This window comes from Atribacterota bacterium, assembly GCA_039638595.1.
GTDB classification, from domain to species: Bacteria; Atribacterota; Atribacteria; order Atribacterales; family Caldatribacteriaceae; genus Profundicultor; species Profundicultor thermophilus.
Genome location: JBDIWM010000017.1, coordinates 1 through 14,778 on the forward strand (window position 1 = coordinate 1; position 14,778 = coordinate 14,778).

Genomic DNA, 14,778 nt, shown 5'->3' on the forward strand with positions numbered 1-14,778 from the left:
TTCAAGATACCTCTCTTCTTCGTTTCACTCTCCGAATTCCAGTTTCCCAGAACCCGTGGTAAGTATAGAATACAAGAAGGAGAAAAAATTGTCAAGGGGGTATTAAGGAAATTTTAAAAAATTTTTTTTATTTCTCATTAAAAGGAAGCACTCTTCACCACCTATTCGATTTTTTCCAGTAACACGCCACGCCGTCATCCCCGAAGAAGATTTTTCAACTCCTCCACCGTGGGAACTTTTCCCGCCACCACGACCTTTCCATCGACGAGCACCGCTGGGGTGATTCGCACTCCAAGCTTGAGAAACTCCCTCATGTCATAAACATGAGAGACCTCGGCTTCAAGATTCAATTCTTCACAAGCCTTCTTCACATTGGCTTCAACCATCCGACATTTTGGACAACCCGCTCCAACCACCTGAATTTCCATCGCTCTTACCTCCCCAAAATGAAATTTCCAAAGAACCATCCTACAAATGTTCCTAAAACCATAATGGTGGGAACGTAAATCAGTGCCTTTTTAAAGCCAAACACTCGACCAATAGCGAGCCAATTCGGCAAACTCAAACCCGGACCGGTCAAAAGAAGGGCCAGCGCTGGACCTTTCCCCATCCCCAAACGCATCAATTCCTTAACAAAGGGAGCCTCCGTCATGGTAGCAAAATAACTGATTGATCCAATAATGGTAGCCAAGAAAGAAGCCAACACGCCATTACCACCCAACCAGGTCTCAATCCATCGCTCCGGAAGGATTTTCCCGATGACTCCTACCACAAAGACGCCTCCTAAAAGTAAAGGAAAAATCATCCGCACAAAAAAGAAGGTTTCCCTGATCCACTCCCGAATGCGTTCCGAAGCAACGGTTTTCCAAGCATACAGGGCAACAACAACCGTCATCGCACCCCAGACCAAAACTTTATAGATGTATGCTCCACTTCGGACAAGGTAGTTGGGTAAAAGTAACGATAGGAGAACCAAAAAGAGCAAGAGAAGTTCTCCTCGGTCAATGACTTTTTTCGATTCTCTCTGCTGACCTGTAGCGAATCCTTCTCGTCTTTCATTCCGGAACGCAAAGTTCATGACCCCACCCACTACAAAAGCCATAAGGAGGGCTGCTGCCACCCGAGCAGCCACCATGTTTCCTCCAAGAAGGCTTCCGGTGTAGGAAAGCGCCAGAATATTAGCCGCTGGCGCCACCCAGAGGATGATGAACGCCGCTCCAATCCCAGCCCCACCGTAGTAGAGACCACTACTCACCGGAATTACCGTACAGGAACAGGCCGCCAGAAAGAAGCTGGAAGCGCTGGCCAGAGTAAAGGACTTCAATTTCCCCGCCTTTTCTCCCAGGTAGTCCAGCACCACTTCCCGGTTTACGAAGGCAACGATTCCGCCTGCTAACAAAAACGCCGGCACAAGACAGGTCAAAACATGTGTAGCCACGTAATCCTTGAGGGCCAGTAATCCCCCGACCATGATTTCCCAAAACACGGTTTCTCTCTCCTTTCATCGATTGTTCAAAACTTTTTCCGCCTCGTGGGCTACCATCCCTCCTTGAATACGGACGATTTTCCCCATAATGAGCGCCTCCACGACTTTGCGCCGCGCTGCACCCAATATTCGGGCAAAAGTAGAACGAGAAACCCCTATCTGCTTCGCTGCGTCTTCCTGGTACAAACCCTCAAAATCTGCTAAGCGCAACGCTCCCAGTTCATCCAGAGTAAGCGTCAACTCTCCCTGGGGAAGAAATGGTTCGGCGGGCTGAAAATAAAGGCAAACTGGAAACCAATTCACCCTTCTTGGACAGCAAGGTCGAACCAATTCATCTCACCTCCCCTATATATTACGGACATATGTCCATAGTAACAAGGAAAAGAAAGAAAATATTTTTCCAACTCTATAAAGAATGGTACCCACCATCGCATCAAGTCAAGTTTGCGGGTCATTTTTTACCCCATCCTGCCTTCTGGAAAGGACCAATCCGGCTCAATAAAACCCACGTGCCAATCCATAGACAACTCTTTCATCCTGGACCAAAATGGCATACACTACTCCTGAAAGGAGGTATTCCTGTGCACATTCTATCCCAAAACTCCATTTATGAATTCTCAGCGGATAGTCCTGCAATCGCTGAGTGCTATCCGGGTGAGGAATGCATTTTTGAAACTCTTGATTGCTTCGGAGGACAAATTAAAAGTGAACAGGATGATCTCTCCCACCTTGATCTCACAAGAACCAACCCTGCAACTGGACCAGTCGTGGTCAAAGGAACTCGAAAAGGACAGCTCCTTCGAGTAGCAATCTTGGATATCGCCTGTTCTTCACCAGGAATTATTTCCACACATCCTGGGATTGGCATCCTCCGTTCCACATTTCGCCGTTACTTTTTCCAGATGGTACCCATCAAAGCCGGTTTTTGCCACGTTGACGGGATTTCGCTTCCCATCGACCCCATGATCGGTGTCATCGGAGTCGCCCCAGAAAAGGGTTCTATTTCCACTAGAGCCCCTGGTCGCCACGGAGGAAATCTCGACACCCGGGAAATTCATCCGGGGAATATACTGTATCTACCCATTTACCAGGACGGAGCGCTCTTTGCTCTGGGAGATGTGCATGCCCTCATGGGAGATGGCGAAATCTGTGGTGCCGGTGTGGAGGTGGCAGCACGGGTGCTGGTTCGGCTGGACGTCATCGAAAACCGTTTTGGCCTCAACACACCCCTCGTGGAAGCACCAGAACGTTTCTTCTTTCTCTACAGCGCTCCAAGTCTCGAAGACGCTTTCCAAGAAGGGGCAAAAGAGTGCCTGGAATTCCTGCAAAAGGTTACCGGATGGAAAGCCGAAAAACTCTATTTCCTCATGAGCGTTAGCTCTCATTTTCGGGTCTCACAACTTGTCGACCCCCTCTTTACGGTGAAAATCGAGATCCCCAAAGGAGTCTTTCCAGTGCGTCTTTGATTTTTTGGTGGGGACCACTTCACAAATTCAGGATGCAGCGTATAATGAGAACACTATTGAAAGGGAAAGAACCATGGGCGGATTGGAAATTGGAGTTATTGCCGTAAGCCTTGCACTTGACGCCTTCTCCGTAGCCGTGGCCTTTGGCATGTGTCGCAAGGTCTGCCTCCTTGGGGAACGTCTGCGCCTTGCCTTTTCTTTTGGTCTTTTCCAGTTCTTCATGCCACTTTTGGGGTTTTTTGCCGGAATCCGGGTCAGTGCCGTAGTGGACTCCTTCGACCACTGGCTTATCTTAGCTATTCTGGGTTTTCTGGGCACTAAAATGATCTGGGAATCGTTCACCCGTGACAACGATGCTGATTTTCCCAATCTCAGTCGAGGACTACCCCTTATTCTCGCCTCCCTTGCCACCAGCCTCGACGCTTTAGCCGTGGGCTTTTCTTTTGCTCTTTTTGCCCGAAAAATCTTTTTTCCCGCCTTTATCATCGGTCTTACCGCCAGCACCATGACCTATCTTGGTATCTCCCTCGGACATCGTCTCCGCAGGAGTATCATCACCAAACCCGAAATCATCGGTGGAGTAGCCCTGTGGCTGGTGGGCATCAGGGTATTTCTTACCAATCTGTAAATTCACTTTTCTCTCAAAAAACCTACATCGGTTCGTACTTTCCACCTGGAGAAGAGGGTTTCTTAGCTTGCACCGTCCCTTCAAAAACCACCTGGTTTACCTCAAAGTAGCCACGCTTTTTCTCTCCTCCCGGACCAGAAGCCATCACCAGACCCCAATCTGACCCATCCTGGTAAACCCAACCAAAGGTTTTTGCCGGAAGCCAGCAGTACCAGAACGGTTTTGCCCTTTCATCAAGATTTTGGGGAGATTTAGGCCAGATACAAAGAGGTGTTACTACAACATGGTAGGACTTTCCTGGGAGAAGCCCTTTGAGCGTCAAACTCTGGGGACTGACCTGAACGTACTGGATATTCCTGGAATCTGGAACATACTGCGCCTGGTAATCAGCAAAGTAGACCGGGTACTGGTAGCGGGAATCCCGAGTCCAGTATGCCGGAGAAACCGAATTCGCTGGTGGCTCCACGATGTTCACCCGATACCCCACCACCAGGCGCTTTAGGGGAAGGTAGTAAAAGGTAATACCACCGGCCGCACCCTGGTCGGATTCCAGAATCGACTCGGCTTCCTCAGTAAAGGGCAAAAAAGAGAGCGACGCTTCGCCATCAAAACTCTGAGCCAGGACAGGAGAAAAAAGAAAGAACCACAAAAGCACCACAATACCCACCTTTTGGAACATTATCATCCCTCCTTTCCCAAAATTATACCAATCCATCATCGAAGGTAGTACCATAAAGAGGGATACTTTCCCGTTACTTTCAAGAGGCTTTCCAAATAAAAGTAGTCTCCCCAGATACAACATTCGTCAATACCCCATCCCTTGGGAAGATGATACGTGGCATGACGCAAAAGCCCATCACAGTCGTCTTCAAACGAAGCATACCGCTCGATAAGTGCTCTCAGGATGAGTTCCGCCTCTTTTCGGAAAAGGGAAGCATCCTCTTGCCTTTCTTTTTCTAGCACCAAAGCAAGCTCCAACAAGCCACTTGCTGCAATCGCCGCCGCTGAAGAATCCCGGGGTTCTGGGTCATCTCGAAAAAGCAAGTCCCAGCAGGCCACCCGATCCGGGGGAAGATGCTCGAGAAAATACTGGCTCGCCCTCAGGGCCTTCTCAAGAAAAACCGCTTCACCGGTATACCGGTAGCTCAGGGTGAACCCATAAATAGCCCAAGCCTGACCCCGGCTCCAGCAAGACCAATCCTTATACCCTTGCATGGTCCCCCTCCATAACAACTCTCCCTCAGGGTAACGAAAGCGACAGGCCTGATAGGTGGAGCCATCTTCTCGCACGAGAACTGCAGCGAGAGTTTTGGCATGCTCGGCAGCAATATGGACGTACTTCCCCTTCTCCGCACTCCCGGCTGCCCAGTAAAGGAGAGGAAGGTTCATCAGTGAATCGATAATGGTAAGGGCTTCCTTTTCCGGCGGAACTTTCCCAAAAGCCTGGATATACTTTCCCTGGCGGTGAAAGCGTTGGGAAAGCACCTCCGCCGCCTGCAAAGCCACCTCCCGATAAATCCCCCTCCCTAAAAGTTCCCCATCAGGCACACAGGAAAGGAGGTATAGAAATCCTAGATCGTGGGTGTCGGTGTGGATGCCTTGGAATAAACGCTCCGCAAAGGAAGGAAGGAGCCCCTGCACCACCTCCACGAACCGACGTTCTCCGGAAACCAGAAAGGAAAGCCACAAAATTCCCGTCCAGAATCCTGCAGTCCACTCTTGGTTAGAAAGCACTGGGTAGCGGCCGTGTACACTCACATGAGGAAACCCATCGGTCCAACGAGAACAATTTAGTTCTACCTTCGCCAGAGCCATCAAAAGTGCCTTTTCTTCCATCAGCTTTTCACCGCCCCACTGGTTAACCCTTCCACAAGATACCGTTGGACGACTACAAAGAGAATCACCACCGGCAAAGAGCTCAAAACACCACTGGCCATAATGCCTCCCCAGCTCGTCTTTCCGAAAAACCCCATGAGTTCAGCCAGGCCTACCTGGACGGTCTTGGCAAAATCGGAAGTGGTCAAGATGAGAGCGTATTGGTAGTCGTTCCAGGAAATGATAAAGGAATAGAGGCCGGTGGCCACAATACCCGGGAGCACAAGCGGCAGAATAACCCTAAAGAAGGCCATAAACGGGGAACAGCCATCGATCATGGCCGCCTCCTCCAAATCTTTGGGAACGGCGCTGTAAAAACCGCTCATGAGCCATGCACAAGTGGGAATGGTAGCTGTACCGTAGATGAGAACGAGCACCAGACGGGTATTGATGATTCCCAAACTGGAGGCCATTTTATACCAGGGCACCATGATGAGCGGCCCCTGGAACATCTGGGAAAGGATCAAAAAGATGGCGATACTTTCTCGACCCGGAAAGAAGAATCGCCCTAGAGCGTACCCTCCGGTGGTGGCAAAGGCAACGGTCATCAACGCCGCCAAGGCCGCAGCCACGATGCTGTTTACCAGGTAGCGTCCCAGGTTCGCCCCTTTGGGACCCAAGGCCCATTGGTAGTTTTCCAAGGTGGGGTTCTGGATACGCAGGGTCGGACGAGCAGTAAAAATCTCCCGAGAGGGTTTAAAACTGTTGAAAACCAGCCAGAAAAAGGGGAACAGGGTAAAAACCATGATCAAGGCCAGCGCCACATAGGGCAATCCCATGGAACGAAACCGGCGCATTCTCTCACCTCCTAAACATTGCTCTGACGGACAGCCCGGACATAGAAAAGAGAAATAAAAAGCACGATCACCGTGGACATGACCGCCAGTGCGGATCCCTTCCCCATATCGTAGAACATGAAGGAGTTACGATAGATATAGACGGCCAGGGTACTCGTGGCATTGCCCGGCCCCCCCTCGGTGAGCGCCCAGATAAGTTCAAACTTCGTCCAGGTGGTGACGATGGCCACAAGACCGCTTACAAAAATGGTGGGTTGGAGAAGGGGCAAGGTGATTGAGCGAAAGAATCGAAACCCCACCGCCCCATCCACTCGGGCCGCCTCGTACACTTCTTTATCAATCCCCTGAAGACCAGCGAGCATCATGAGGACAATATAGGGGAACCCCTTCCAGGCGCTGGCCAAAAGCAAGACTAGCCATACTTTCTGGGGATTACCCAGCCAAATGATGTTCCGCGAGATCACTTGAAGTTCTCGCATGACAAAATTAAGAATACCCCATTGTCCGTCGAAAATCCACTTCCAGACGATGCTCACCACCACCACGGGCATCACCCAGGGAACAAGAACCAAGCCACGCCACAGACCCCGAGCGCGGATTCGGGCATTCAAAACCAGCGCCGACGGAATCCCCAGAGCAAATTGGAAAAGTACCGAACCAAAAACCCAAAGGAGGGTGTTCCAGACGACGGGCCAGAAGGAACGATCCACCATCAGGAAGTACCAATAGTTTTCAAGACCCACATAGGCGACTTCCTTTCTTCCGATAAGGGAGAGATCGGTAAAGCCCAGCCGGATATTCTCAAGAAGCGGGTAGGTCTGAAACCCCACGAGGTACACCAGGGTGGGCAGAAGAAAAAGATATGCCACTTTTGCCGATGAAAGCTTCAACCTGCATACTCCTTTCCTGGGATGGGTCCGGACCCATCCCAGAGTAAAGTCAGAAGGTTACTTTCTTCGAATCTCTTCGATATCGGCCACGATTTGTTCATAGAAAGACGCAACATCCAAAGCTCCGGTCAAAAGGGCGTACATTTTTTCCTGGAATTTCACCTCCATCTCTCCCTGGCGGAGAATCTTGGCCTGAGGTTTGCCGAAATCCCGCGCAATCGAGAGCCAGTCCTCGATGATCTGCTTGTTAGCCTCTTTGATATCCGGGTAATACACTCCCGCCAGCTCAGCAAAGGCGTCGAGAGTGATGTCGCTTCGCGCCGGAAGCCCTACTACTGCCGCTTCCTTGGAGAGAATCTCTCTCTGAGACAAATCTTCGATCACAAACCAAGCTGCTTCCTTGTTCCTGCTACCGGAAAACACCGCCCAACCGGCGTTAGCCACCATAGCGCTGGAGCGCTCCATCGATGGCCCCTTAGGATAGACGATTGCCCGAGATTTAGGGACGATACCAGGGTCAATGGAGTACACGTTAGCAGTAAAGAAGGAACCGGCAGCAATCATGGTCACCTGCTCCTGACAGAACGCTCGGAACATATCGGGGTACGACCAAGTTACCGCAGCTGGAGGAATATAAGGACGCAGCGTCTCATACCAGCTCAATACCTCGAGATACCGCTCTTTCCCCTCGGGGGTCGTGTCAGCCATGATCACTCCGTTGCTGTAACCGGCAATCATGGCATCCCGCCAAGCAAAACGGGGCAAACCTGCAGCATAGCCGTAGGCATAGATCTCATCTTTGGTAACAGCCTGAGCAAGCCGTAAAAGATCATCCCATGTTTTCAAGTCGTCCTTGCTGAATCCAGCTTTGGCAAGCATCTCCGTATTCACGATGAGCCCATACACTGTCATATGGGCCGGCACAGAATAGAGAGTCCCGTTGATGATAGAATACTCGAAGGCTGCTGGATAGAAATCGGTCCGCTTCACCCGAGAGTTGGGATTATCGATGTAGCTATCAAGAGACTCTAGCACCCCCATCGCTGAAAGGGTGGTCACATCCTGTACCTGGATGAGATCAGGATAGTCCCCCGCCTGAGTCATCACAGCGATTTTTTTCTCCTGCTCCGCCCAAGGGATGTACATGTACTCGATGCTAACATTGGGATGACGCGCTTCAAGATCCTTCTTGTATTCTGCCGACCAGGCTTTTTCCGGCTCGGATGTCCCGGAATAGACAAAGCGCAGAGTCACCTTCTCCTGGGCGCCCAAGGCGCTGCCCACGAGAAACACCACAACTACGCTCAAAAAACCAAGTAAAAGCACCCGCCTCACAGTTTCTGACCTCCTCTCTCCATTCGTTTTACCCATTTTTTACACCTATCCTGCCAAAAGTTCCATCCCGCCTAAAAAACCGATCTTCCTCCACCTCCCTTCTCAGATAACCCCATACTTCTGGAGTACCGCCGCGATTTCCTCTTTCCCTTCCGGCGATACTTCCCCAAAAGGACTAGTCGCCTGAGAAGCACACAACCGTCGAAGGCTCAACGTATACTTTACCGCCGGAAGAAAACCATGCCGGACCAAAACCCGGTTTACCCGGTTGATGGTCTGTTGCAAGACTTTTGCTTCCGTCCACTTCCCCTCCCTCACCAGGGAAAAAAGCTTGACGAACCATTCTGGAACCACATTAGAAAGACCGGAAATGAGGCCGCAACATCCCATGATGAGACTGGGAAAACTCATCTCTGTATATCCCTGAAAGACATAAAAAGCGTCCGGTTTTTCCAGAAGCAAGGAAGTAAGCTCAGCAAAATTACCACTACTGTCCTTGAGTCCCACAATGTTAGGATGCCGGGAAAGAGCAAGGACATCATCTCCCGAAAGCGCATTTCCAACAAACTCGGGAATGTTATAGACAAAAAGGGGTTTCTTAGTGCTATCGGCCACCCGGAAGAAAAAGCTCTCAAGCTCCAGGGAGTTATACACAAAATAATATGGTGGCGTCAGAACATAAGCATCAGCGGACAAATCCCTCACTCGCCTGAGGTTCTCCAACACCCGTTTCTCCCCTGTATCGCTGATGTTCAAAAGAACCACTGCCCGACCGGCGGCTTCTCCACAAATTGTTTCAAAAACTTTTTCCTTTTCCTTTTCCTCAAGGCTTGGATACTCCCCCATGGAACCCCCCGCCAGGATCCCATGAACCCCGGCTTGCAGCACCCAACGCACGCATTCCCGCAAGCTTCCTACATCCACCGTTTCATCAGGATTAAGCGGAGTTATGAGCGGTACGATCACTCCCCAGAACGCCATCGTTACCCTTCCTTTCCTTCAGATTTACCGCTTTTTCTACCCGTTCCCGGATACTGATAAAATGCTCCCCAAGTCTTGCCCTCGCCTCCTCCACATCGCGCCTGACGATTGCCTCAAAAACTCTCCGGTGTCGTCTTGAAGAACCCACGGGATCCCGCTCCACTTCGATCGGTTCCCGTAAACGATGCAACGCCTCCCAGAAAATATCCAGCAAGCGCAAAAGAAGACCATTTTCCACCGGGGCAAACAGCGCCCGATGAAACGCAGCGTCCTCCTCCTCAAAAAGTTCCCCCTGCCTGGCTTTCTTTTCCATCCGCACCAGAATACCCTCAAGAGTCTGCAGTCCCTCTACGTCGATTTTCCTTATCACCTCTTCAAGAAAATAAAACTCCAGCGCTTCCCGAACCCGCAGGACTTCCAGAAGCTCAGTACTATCAAAAAGCAGGCTATAGAGTAGGTTCTTAAAAATGGCATCAAAGTTAAGCTCCCGTACAACCGTTCCTCCCCCAGGCTTCATGTCCACAATCCCCAACGCCTGTAAAGCTTTCAAGGCCTCCCGCAAGGACGTCCGACTTACCCCCAGCTGTTTGGTCAGATCATGCTCAGTAGGCAAACGATCCCCCGGGCGTAGTTTTTTCTCAATGATGTAATTCTTAATTGCCTCCTGAACGGCCACATAGCGGCTTTCCACTTTCAAGTTCATGGCTTTCGCAGACCTTTTCATATTATTATAATATTTTCATACATAATATTATAACATAAACAATAGAGAAGAAAACAAAATTTGTCAACCCTTAACTCTCATTTACACTCCCAAGGGGAAGAAACCTACAGTCGCTTTATCCAAAGAGGAAAACCAATTAGGACAGGAAAGTAACGGTTATTCACCTTACAGGTTTCTTACAAAACGGTGGAGACACGTATTCTACAATACCAGCTCTGTCTCCATCACTCTTGCTGGGGCACTCAACAAGATTTTTCGCAATGACTTCCTCTCTTACAAAGAAAGCAAAGAAAATCTAAGATACACCCGACGGAAGTTAAAGGTTGCCGGCTTCATCTTTTCAACAAAGTAGGCCAGGACTGGTTTCCAGAGCGTTTCTTCTGTGTTCAAAGCAAAGGGAAACTTCTGGAAAAAGCTTGTGAAGTGTTTCCTACAATCCCGGACAGTCCGCGAAACTCTCCCTTCGGCTTTCTTCTCAAAGAGGAAGAGCTCAAGAAGTGCCTTAACAGTTTTCTCGTGCTTGAGGTGAACGATTCTCCCCACTTTTTCTACCTATAGAAAATCCATTCTGGACCGGTAGAATCAGGAAGAAATAGGGGAATTCCCGCAGAGTCTTGTGAAAGAAGCTTTCCAAAACCCTGGAGCCGGCGATCCGACTTGAACGGACAACCTGCGGATTACGATTCCGCTGCTCTGCCATTGAGCTACACCGGCTCAAGGGAAATTGTAACAGAATAAGGCCGGAAGGGCAAGAGGGCTTTTTTTCTGGTTCCCTCGGGTAAAGGAACATCGCAAAAAACGGTGGTCGAATGGGAAATATCTGCGGTAGGAATCGGGTTTTTTCTCCTTGAGGAAGGAGATGGTACAGTATGGTAAAAGCGTTCCTCATGCTAATGGTTTTCGCCGCAACTCTGCATTTCGCTTTTCCGGTGTTTGCTCACCAGCCGTTCTGGAATCCGGGGTCTTCGACCATGGAAAGGGCTTACCGAATTGCAGACCCTTCAGTGTCCCAAGCGATTTTTGGTCAGCTCAGAAGCGGAGAAAGAGACTTTTTCCTGGTGGAAATGACCACGGAATCCCTCTTGCAGGTGTCCCTTTTTGTGGGTGAAGGATGTGGGGAAACTTTTCGACCGAAGCTCTGGCTGGTAGGGGAAAATATTGAAGGCAATAGCCTACCTTTCCTTCCTGAGGGAATGGGAGCACAAAAGATAGAGGGGACATGGCGTCCTTTTCGAGGGCATGGACTTCGGGCGTTCAAAGGACCGGAATTACGTCGCCGAATCTCACCCGGACGAGTTTACCTTGTTGTGGAAGGGACAGACGCAGCAGGCTTCTACCTTCTGTCCATCAATGGACGGGAAGTACCGGGAGGAAGCCCGGAGGGCTGGCAGGCCATCCCTAAATTTAACCAATGCCGGGAATAGCGGAAAAAATCGGTACAAAACTCCTCCTTTGGGCTGTGGGGTCCATGGGAGCAGGGCTCTTTGGTCTTTTTCTCGTCACCGCCCACCAGTTCTGGAGAAGTTTCTTCTTCATGAACGGGGTTTGGGGCATGGTGGATGGTGCGATTGGCCTACTTGCTTTAAGGGGAAGGGGTCCAGAGGGAAATATAAGGAGGATTTTGCTCTTTAACGCCTGGCTCGATATAGGATACTTGATCGCGGGCGCTGTGCTCTTCCTACAGAGAACCGACGTAAACCGGGGCTTTGGTCTTGCGATTCTCATTCAGGGAGGATTTTTACTCTTTTTCGACCTCTGGCATGCACTTACAGGAATCAAACAAATCTGATGCGGTTTACCCCAAGCATGAAAAGGAATCAGCGTTTTGGCCCTTCTATCTCTCTTCGAGGACGTTCCGCTGGTTTTCGGTAAAAACGTTTTCTTCCCAGAAGGTGACACTGTCTGGAGCCAAGACTGCTCCAACCGGATGTTTGCAAACGGTATTCGCCCAGAAAGCGATACTGCTTTTTCGAGAGACCAGAACACCACCCAGATGGTTGGCCTCAAAGCGATTGGCGTCGAACTCTCCCTGACTTCCTGGTAGAAGACACGCCCCCCAGGCGTTTTCCTGAAACGTCGAGCGGCAAACCCAGGTGGCAGAATTTTCCCGGAGGCTCAAACCCTCTTTACCATTACGACAAAAGAGCGAATCTTCCACGGTAAGGCGGCTTCCCTTTTCTACAACCACTCCGGAACCCTGATTGTCCAGGAAAACACAGTGGCGGAGAACCACCTCTGCCCCCCGGGCAACCACCAGACCGTTACCCATCCAGGTCAGTTTCTCCTGGATACCTCCCGAAAAGGTGCAGTATTCGAACGTAACCTTTCCCCCGAGAACCACCACAACGTTGGCTTTCCTGGTTCCCCGGTGGAGGAAGGTTAAACCAGAAAAGTGGGCATCCTGAGCATTCTCAATCCGAATCACTTCTTTCATTCCCGAAAAAATCGTGGAACCCTTTTCCCCGAAAAGGCGAATGGTACCGGAGCAATACCCTCCCTGGGGAAAGTCGTACTCACCGGGGTGCAGCAGAGCTTCCCCAGAAAATGAGGAAAGGGACGAAACGTTTTCGGGAAAGAAAACCGACCGTTCCGCGGCAGAAAAGGCAGAAGGCTTTTTCTTGACACCGACTTCCATGGAAAGCGACTCTCGATGACGACGAAACCGCACCGCACCAAAGAGAATCTTGTCCTGGGATAATCCTTTTATCCGGAAAATCCAGGTGTCCACCAGGTGGTCTTCAAGCTCAAGAAATGGGGGGAAAGAACGCAAAATACCTTCGGAGGGACCGTCAAGGATGATGGGTTCTTCCGAAGTAACCTCAAGCAAAATCCTCGCCCGGTCACGAAAAGGAACGTCCATCTTCCAGAACCTCCAAATACCATCCCCCAAAGTCAAAAACCACGCCAGGGAAAAGAACCACTTCTTGCCCCTCTTCAAGGCGCTGACCAAAAGACGAAGGCATAAACGCCATCACCCCACCAGGAACAAAATTTCGGAAAACATAGGCTCGCTTTGAATCCAGGAAACGGATTTCCCCAAAAACCTCTTTGCTCCGTTCGTCAAACATTTTCCCCACTACCTGAAAACCATGTCCCAGAACCACCTGCTTCTTTTGCACTGCGACTTGGCCATTTTTTGGCTCATACACCATCCCCACCAAGGGATAAGGTGACACAATTGTTTTCCCACAGAATGGGCAACGGCGCAAAGAGAAGTGACGCCAGTAGGGGTAAAAAAAATACTGGGAACAACGAGAACATCGCCAGAGCGAAAAAAAGGAGTCAAAAAGGGTCCTTTCCCACTCACGCGAAAGCGGCCTTTTTTCTGGGTCAAACAGTCCTTCAATAAAGCTGCGTTCAACCAGAGCTTGCAGTGGTGGGGTAAGGATGGTATAACTCAGAGCGCCTTTTTGGAAAAGCGGTATCCCCAGCGAACGAGGACGATGGCGGAAATCAAAAGGATGTTCGCTGAAAAGCGCTTTTTCGCCCCAACCCAGCTTTTCGTCTCGTTCCTGGTCTTCAGAGTCGTAACAAATAAGCGGCTGTAAGGGGTTACGGAAAAGGAGGGTATGGAAAATGAGCACCGCCAGGCTATGACGATCCGTTTTCTGGCTGGGCGAAACACGCTGGATGAGAATCTCAGGAGCCATAAAGGGCATCATGCCGGCAACCTGGGGTGGCAAAAAACCAGGAACCACCAGACCATCAAGGTCAATGAGCACCGACCGACCAGTCCGGATATCAACGAGAAAATTTTTAAAATGGAGGTCTGCATGGGCACACCCTTTGCCATGGAGAATGGCTACCGTTCTGGCAATAGCATGGGCTACCTGAAGGTACTGGAGCCAGTTGGCTTTTCCCTCCACAGCTTTCTTAAATTCTCTGGGGCTAAAAATAAAGTCAGCCAGTTCCCGAAAAGGAGGACGGGGAACCTTCTTGGTCACCACACCAACTTTTCTTTTCCCCTCCAGTTCCCGCACCAGTGCCAGTGGCCAGCAAAGAAGCGTACTCCCTTCCCCCAGGTTTTTACCCAGAAAAAGGACCCGGCGAAGCATGTCCTCTTTATCCCGAGGGAGAACCTGGTCGTGGTAGATTTTCACCACAAACTCACCACATCGACTAAAATACACCTCTCCCTCTCCACCGGCAAACACTGGACCTTCAATCTCAAGCCGTTTAGGAATATCCGGGAAAGGAGAAAGCGTTTCGACTTTCATCGGTAGAGCGCAAGGAGTGTGCGGTCGTCAAAACTCGAAGGAGCCTTATACTCACTGAGCCAGTAGAGGAACTTCCGAGCAGCGGCTTCCTCATCCAATACCCCCTTGAGTTCCCGCACGAGATCCTGTCCAAAGCGCTGCAGGGTATCCTCAGGCGGCGTATAGAGGCAATCATCAGCCACACCATCGGTCATGAGAAAAATTGCCCTAAGAGACTCTTCCCATGGGAAAAACCGCCATCGTAACCACTCTTTCCAATTCCACTGGGTCAGCACCGCTGTCTCACCAACCTCAAAATCGCTCACCTCAACCAGGGGTTGACTTTCGTCTTCATAAACCGCGAGAATCAGCCCGTCACCAATTTGGAACGCCACACCCC

At 50.4% G+C, this 14,778-nt stretch carries 18 protein-coding genes and 1 tRNA gene; 4 read left to right on the forward strand and 15 right to left on the reverse strand.

The features are described 5' to 3' along the window. Positions 1-194 precede the first annotated feature (194 nt). From ABDK92_05435 to ABDK92_05445, 3 genes are read right to left on the reverse strand one after another with little or no spacing between them, the layout of a single operon-like run. Complete coding sequence (locus ABDK92_05435) at positions 195-428, reverse strand: thioredoxin family protein (protein MEN3186067.1); 234 nt, start codon at positions 426-428, stop codon at positions 195-197. Between the two features lie 5 nt (positions 429-433). Continuing rightward, on the reverse strand, positions 434-1,486 hold the full coding sequence (locus ABDK92_05440) for a permease (protein ID MEN3186068.1): 1,053 nt from the start codon (positions 1,484-1,486) through the stop codon (positions 434-436). A 15-nt stretch (positions 1,487-1,501) separates the two neighbouring features. Next, a complete protein-coding gene (locus ABDK92_05445) occupies positions 1,502-1,816 on the reverse strand; it encodes a DUF134 domain-containing protein (GenBank protein ID MEN3186069.1) in 315 nt (104 codons plus the stop codon). A gap of 251 nt (positions 1,817-2,067) precedes the next feature. Between ABDK92_05445 and ABDK92_05450 the strand changes: the two genes are divergently transcribed. Together ABDK92_05450 and ABDK92_05455 are read left to right on the forward strand one after the other, a co-directional pair. Beyond that, entirely contained in the window at positions 2,068-2,952 is an 885-nt protein-coding gene (locus tag ABDK92_05450) for an acetamidase/formamidase family protein (protein MEN3186070.1), read from the forward strand. Positions 2,953-3,025: 73 nt separating this feature from the next. After that, positions 3,026-3,580, forward strand: a complete 555-nt coding sequence (locus tag ABDK92_05455) for a manganese efflux pump MntP family protein (GenBank protein ID MEN3186071.1) — start codon at positions 3,026-3,028, stop codon at positions 3,578-3,580. Positions 3,581-3,602: 22 nt separating this feature from the next. Here the strand turns inward: ABDK92_05455 and ABDK92_05460 are convergent, their stop codons facing one another. From ABDK92_05460 to ABDK92_05500, 9 genes are all read right to left on the reverse strand, one after another. Continuing rightward, entirely contained in the window at positions 3,603-4,259 is a 657-nt protein-coding gene (locus ABDK92_05460; protein MEN3186072.1) for a hypothetical protein, read from the reverse strand. Positions 4,260-4,294: 35 nt separating this feature from the next. After that, positions 4,295-5,416, reverse strand: a complete 1,122-nt coding sequence (locus ABDK92_05465; GenBank protein MEN3186073.1) for a glycoside hydrolase family 88 protein — start codon at positions 5,414-5,416, stop codon at positions 4,295-4,297. After that, the gene (locus ABDK92_05470; protein ID MEN3186074.1) at positions 5,416-6,252 is read right to left on the reverse strand and encodes a carbohydrate ABC transporter permease; all 837 of its coding nucleotides are present in this window, start codon (positions 6,250-6,252) and stop codon (positions 5,416-5,418) included. Before ABDK92_05470 ends, ABDK92_05465 begins: the two co-directional genes overlap by 1 nt. 11 nt (positions 6,253-6,263) lie before the next feature. Continuing rightward, a complete protein-coding gene (locus tag ABDK92_05475; GenBank protein ID MEN3186075.1) occupies positions 6,264-7,142 on the reverse strand; it encodes a sugar ABC transporter permease in 879 nt (292 codons plus the stop codon). A 57-nt stretch (positions 7,143-7,199) separates the two neighbouring features. Beyond that, positions 7,200-8,477: an extracellular solute-binding protein gene (locus tag ABDK92_05480; GenBank protein ID MEN3186076.1), complete on the reverse strand. Its 1,278-nt coding sequence runs from the start codon at positions 8,475-8,477 to the stop codon at positions 7,200-7,202. Positions 8,478-8,579: 102 nt separating this feature from the next. Then, positions 8,580-9,458: a dihydrodipicolinate synthase family protein gene (locus ABDK92_05485; protein MEN3186077.1), complete on the reverse strand. Its 879-nt coding sequence runs from the start codon at positions 9,456-9,458 to the stop codon at positions 8,580-8,582. After that, positions 9,415-10,161 carry a FadR/GntR family transcriptional regulator gene (locus ABDK92_05490; GenBank protein ID MEN3186078.1) on the reverse strand — a complete coding sequence of 249 codons (747 nt, stop codon included), beginning with the start codon at positions 10,159-10,161 and terminating at the stop codon, positions 9,415-9,417. Before ABDK92_05490 ends, ABDK92_05485 begins: the two co-directional genes overlap by 44 nt. Before the next feature lie 294 nt (positions 10,162-10,455). Then, positions 10,456-10,725: a hypothetical protein gene (locus tag ABDK92_05495; protein ID MEN3186079.1), complete on the reverse strand. Its 270-nt coding sequence runs from the start codon at positions 10,723-10,725 to the stop codon at positions 10,456-10,458. A gap of 96 nt (positions 10,726-10,821) precedes the next feature. Beyond that, positions 10,822-10,896, reverse strand: a tRNA-Thr gene (locus ABDK92_05500). A gap of 155 nt (positions 10,897-11,051) precedes the next feature. Between ABDK92_05500 and ABDK92_05505 the strand changes: the two genes are divergently transcribed. Then, on the forward strand, positions 11,052-11,606 hold the full coding sequence (locus ABDK92_05505; protein ID MEN3186080.1) for a hypothetical protein: 555 nt from the start codon (positions 11,052-11,054) through the stop codon (positions 11,604-11,606). Between the two features lie 110 nt (positions 11,607-11,716). Further along, a complete protein-coding gene (locus ABDK92_05510) occupies positions 11,717-11,971 on the forward strand; it encodes a hypothetical protein (GenBank protein ID MEN3186081.1) in 255 nt (84 codons plus the stop codon). Between the two features lie 45 nt (positions 11,972-12,016). Here the strand turns inward: ABDK92_05510 and ABDK92_05515 are convergent, their stop codons facing one another. The 3 genes from ABDK92_05515 to ABDK92_05525 all read right to left on the reverse strand — a co-directional run. Next, positions 12,017-13,042, reverse strand: a complete 1,026-nt coding sequence (locus ABDK92_05515; protein MEN3186082.1) for a right-handed parallel beta-helix repeat-containing protein — start codon at positions 13,040-13,042, stop codon at positions 12,017-12,019. Further along, the gene (locus tag ABDK92_05520; protein MEN3186083.1) at positions 13,023-14,399 is read right to left on the reverse strand and encodes a lipopolysaccharide kinase InaA family protein; all 1,377 of its coding nucleotides are present in this window, start codon (positions 14,397-14,399) and stop codon (positions 13,023-13,025) included. The genes ABDK92_05515 and ABDK92_05520 overlap by 20 nt, the downstream gene beginning before the upstream one ends. Next, positions 14,396-14,778: protein phosphatase 2C domain-containing protein (locus ABDK92_05525; protein MEN3186084.1), on the reverse strand; the 383-nt coding region annotated here is incomplete at its 5' end. The genes ABDK92_05520 and ABDK92_05525, both read right to left, overlap by 4 nt.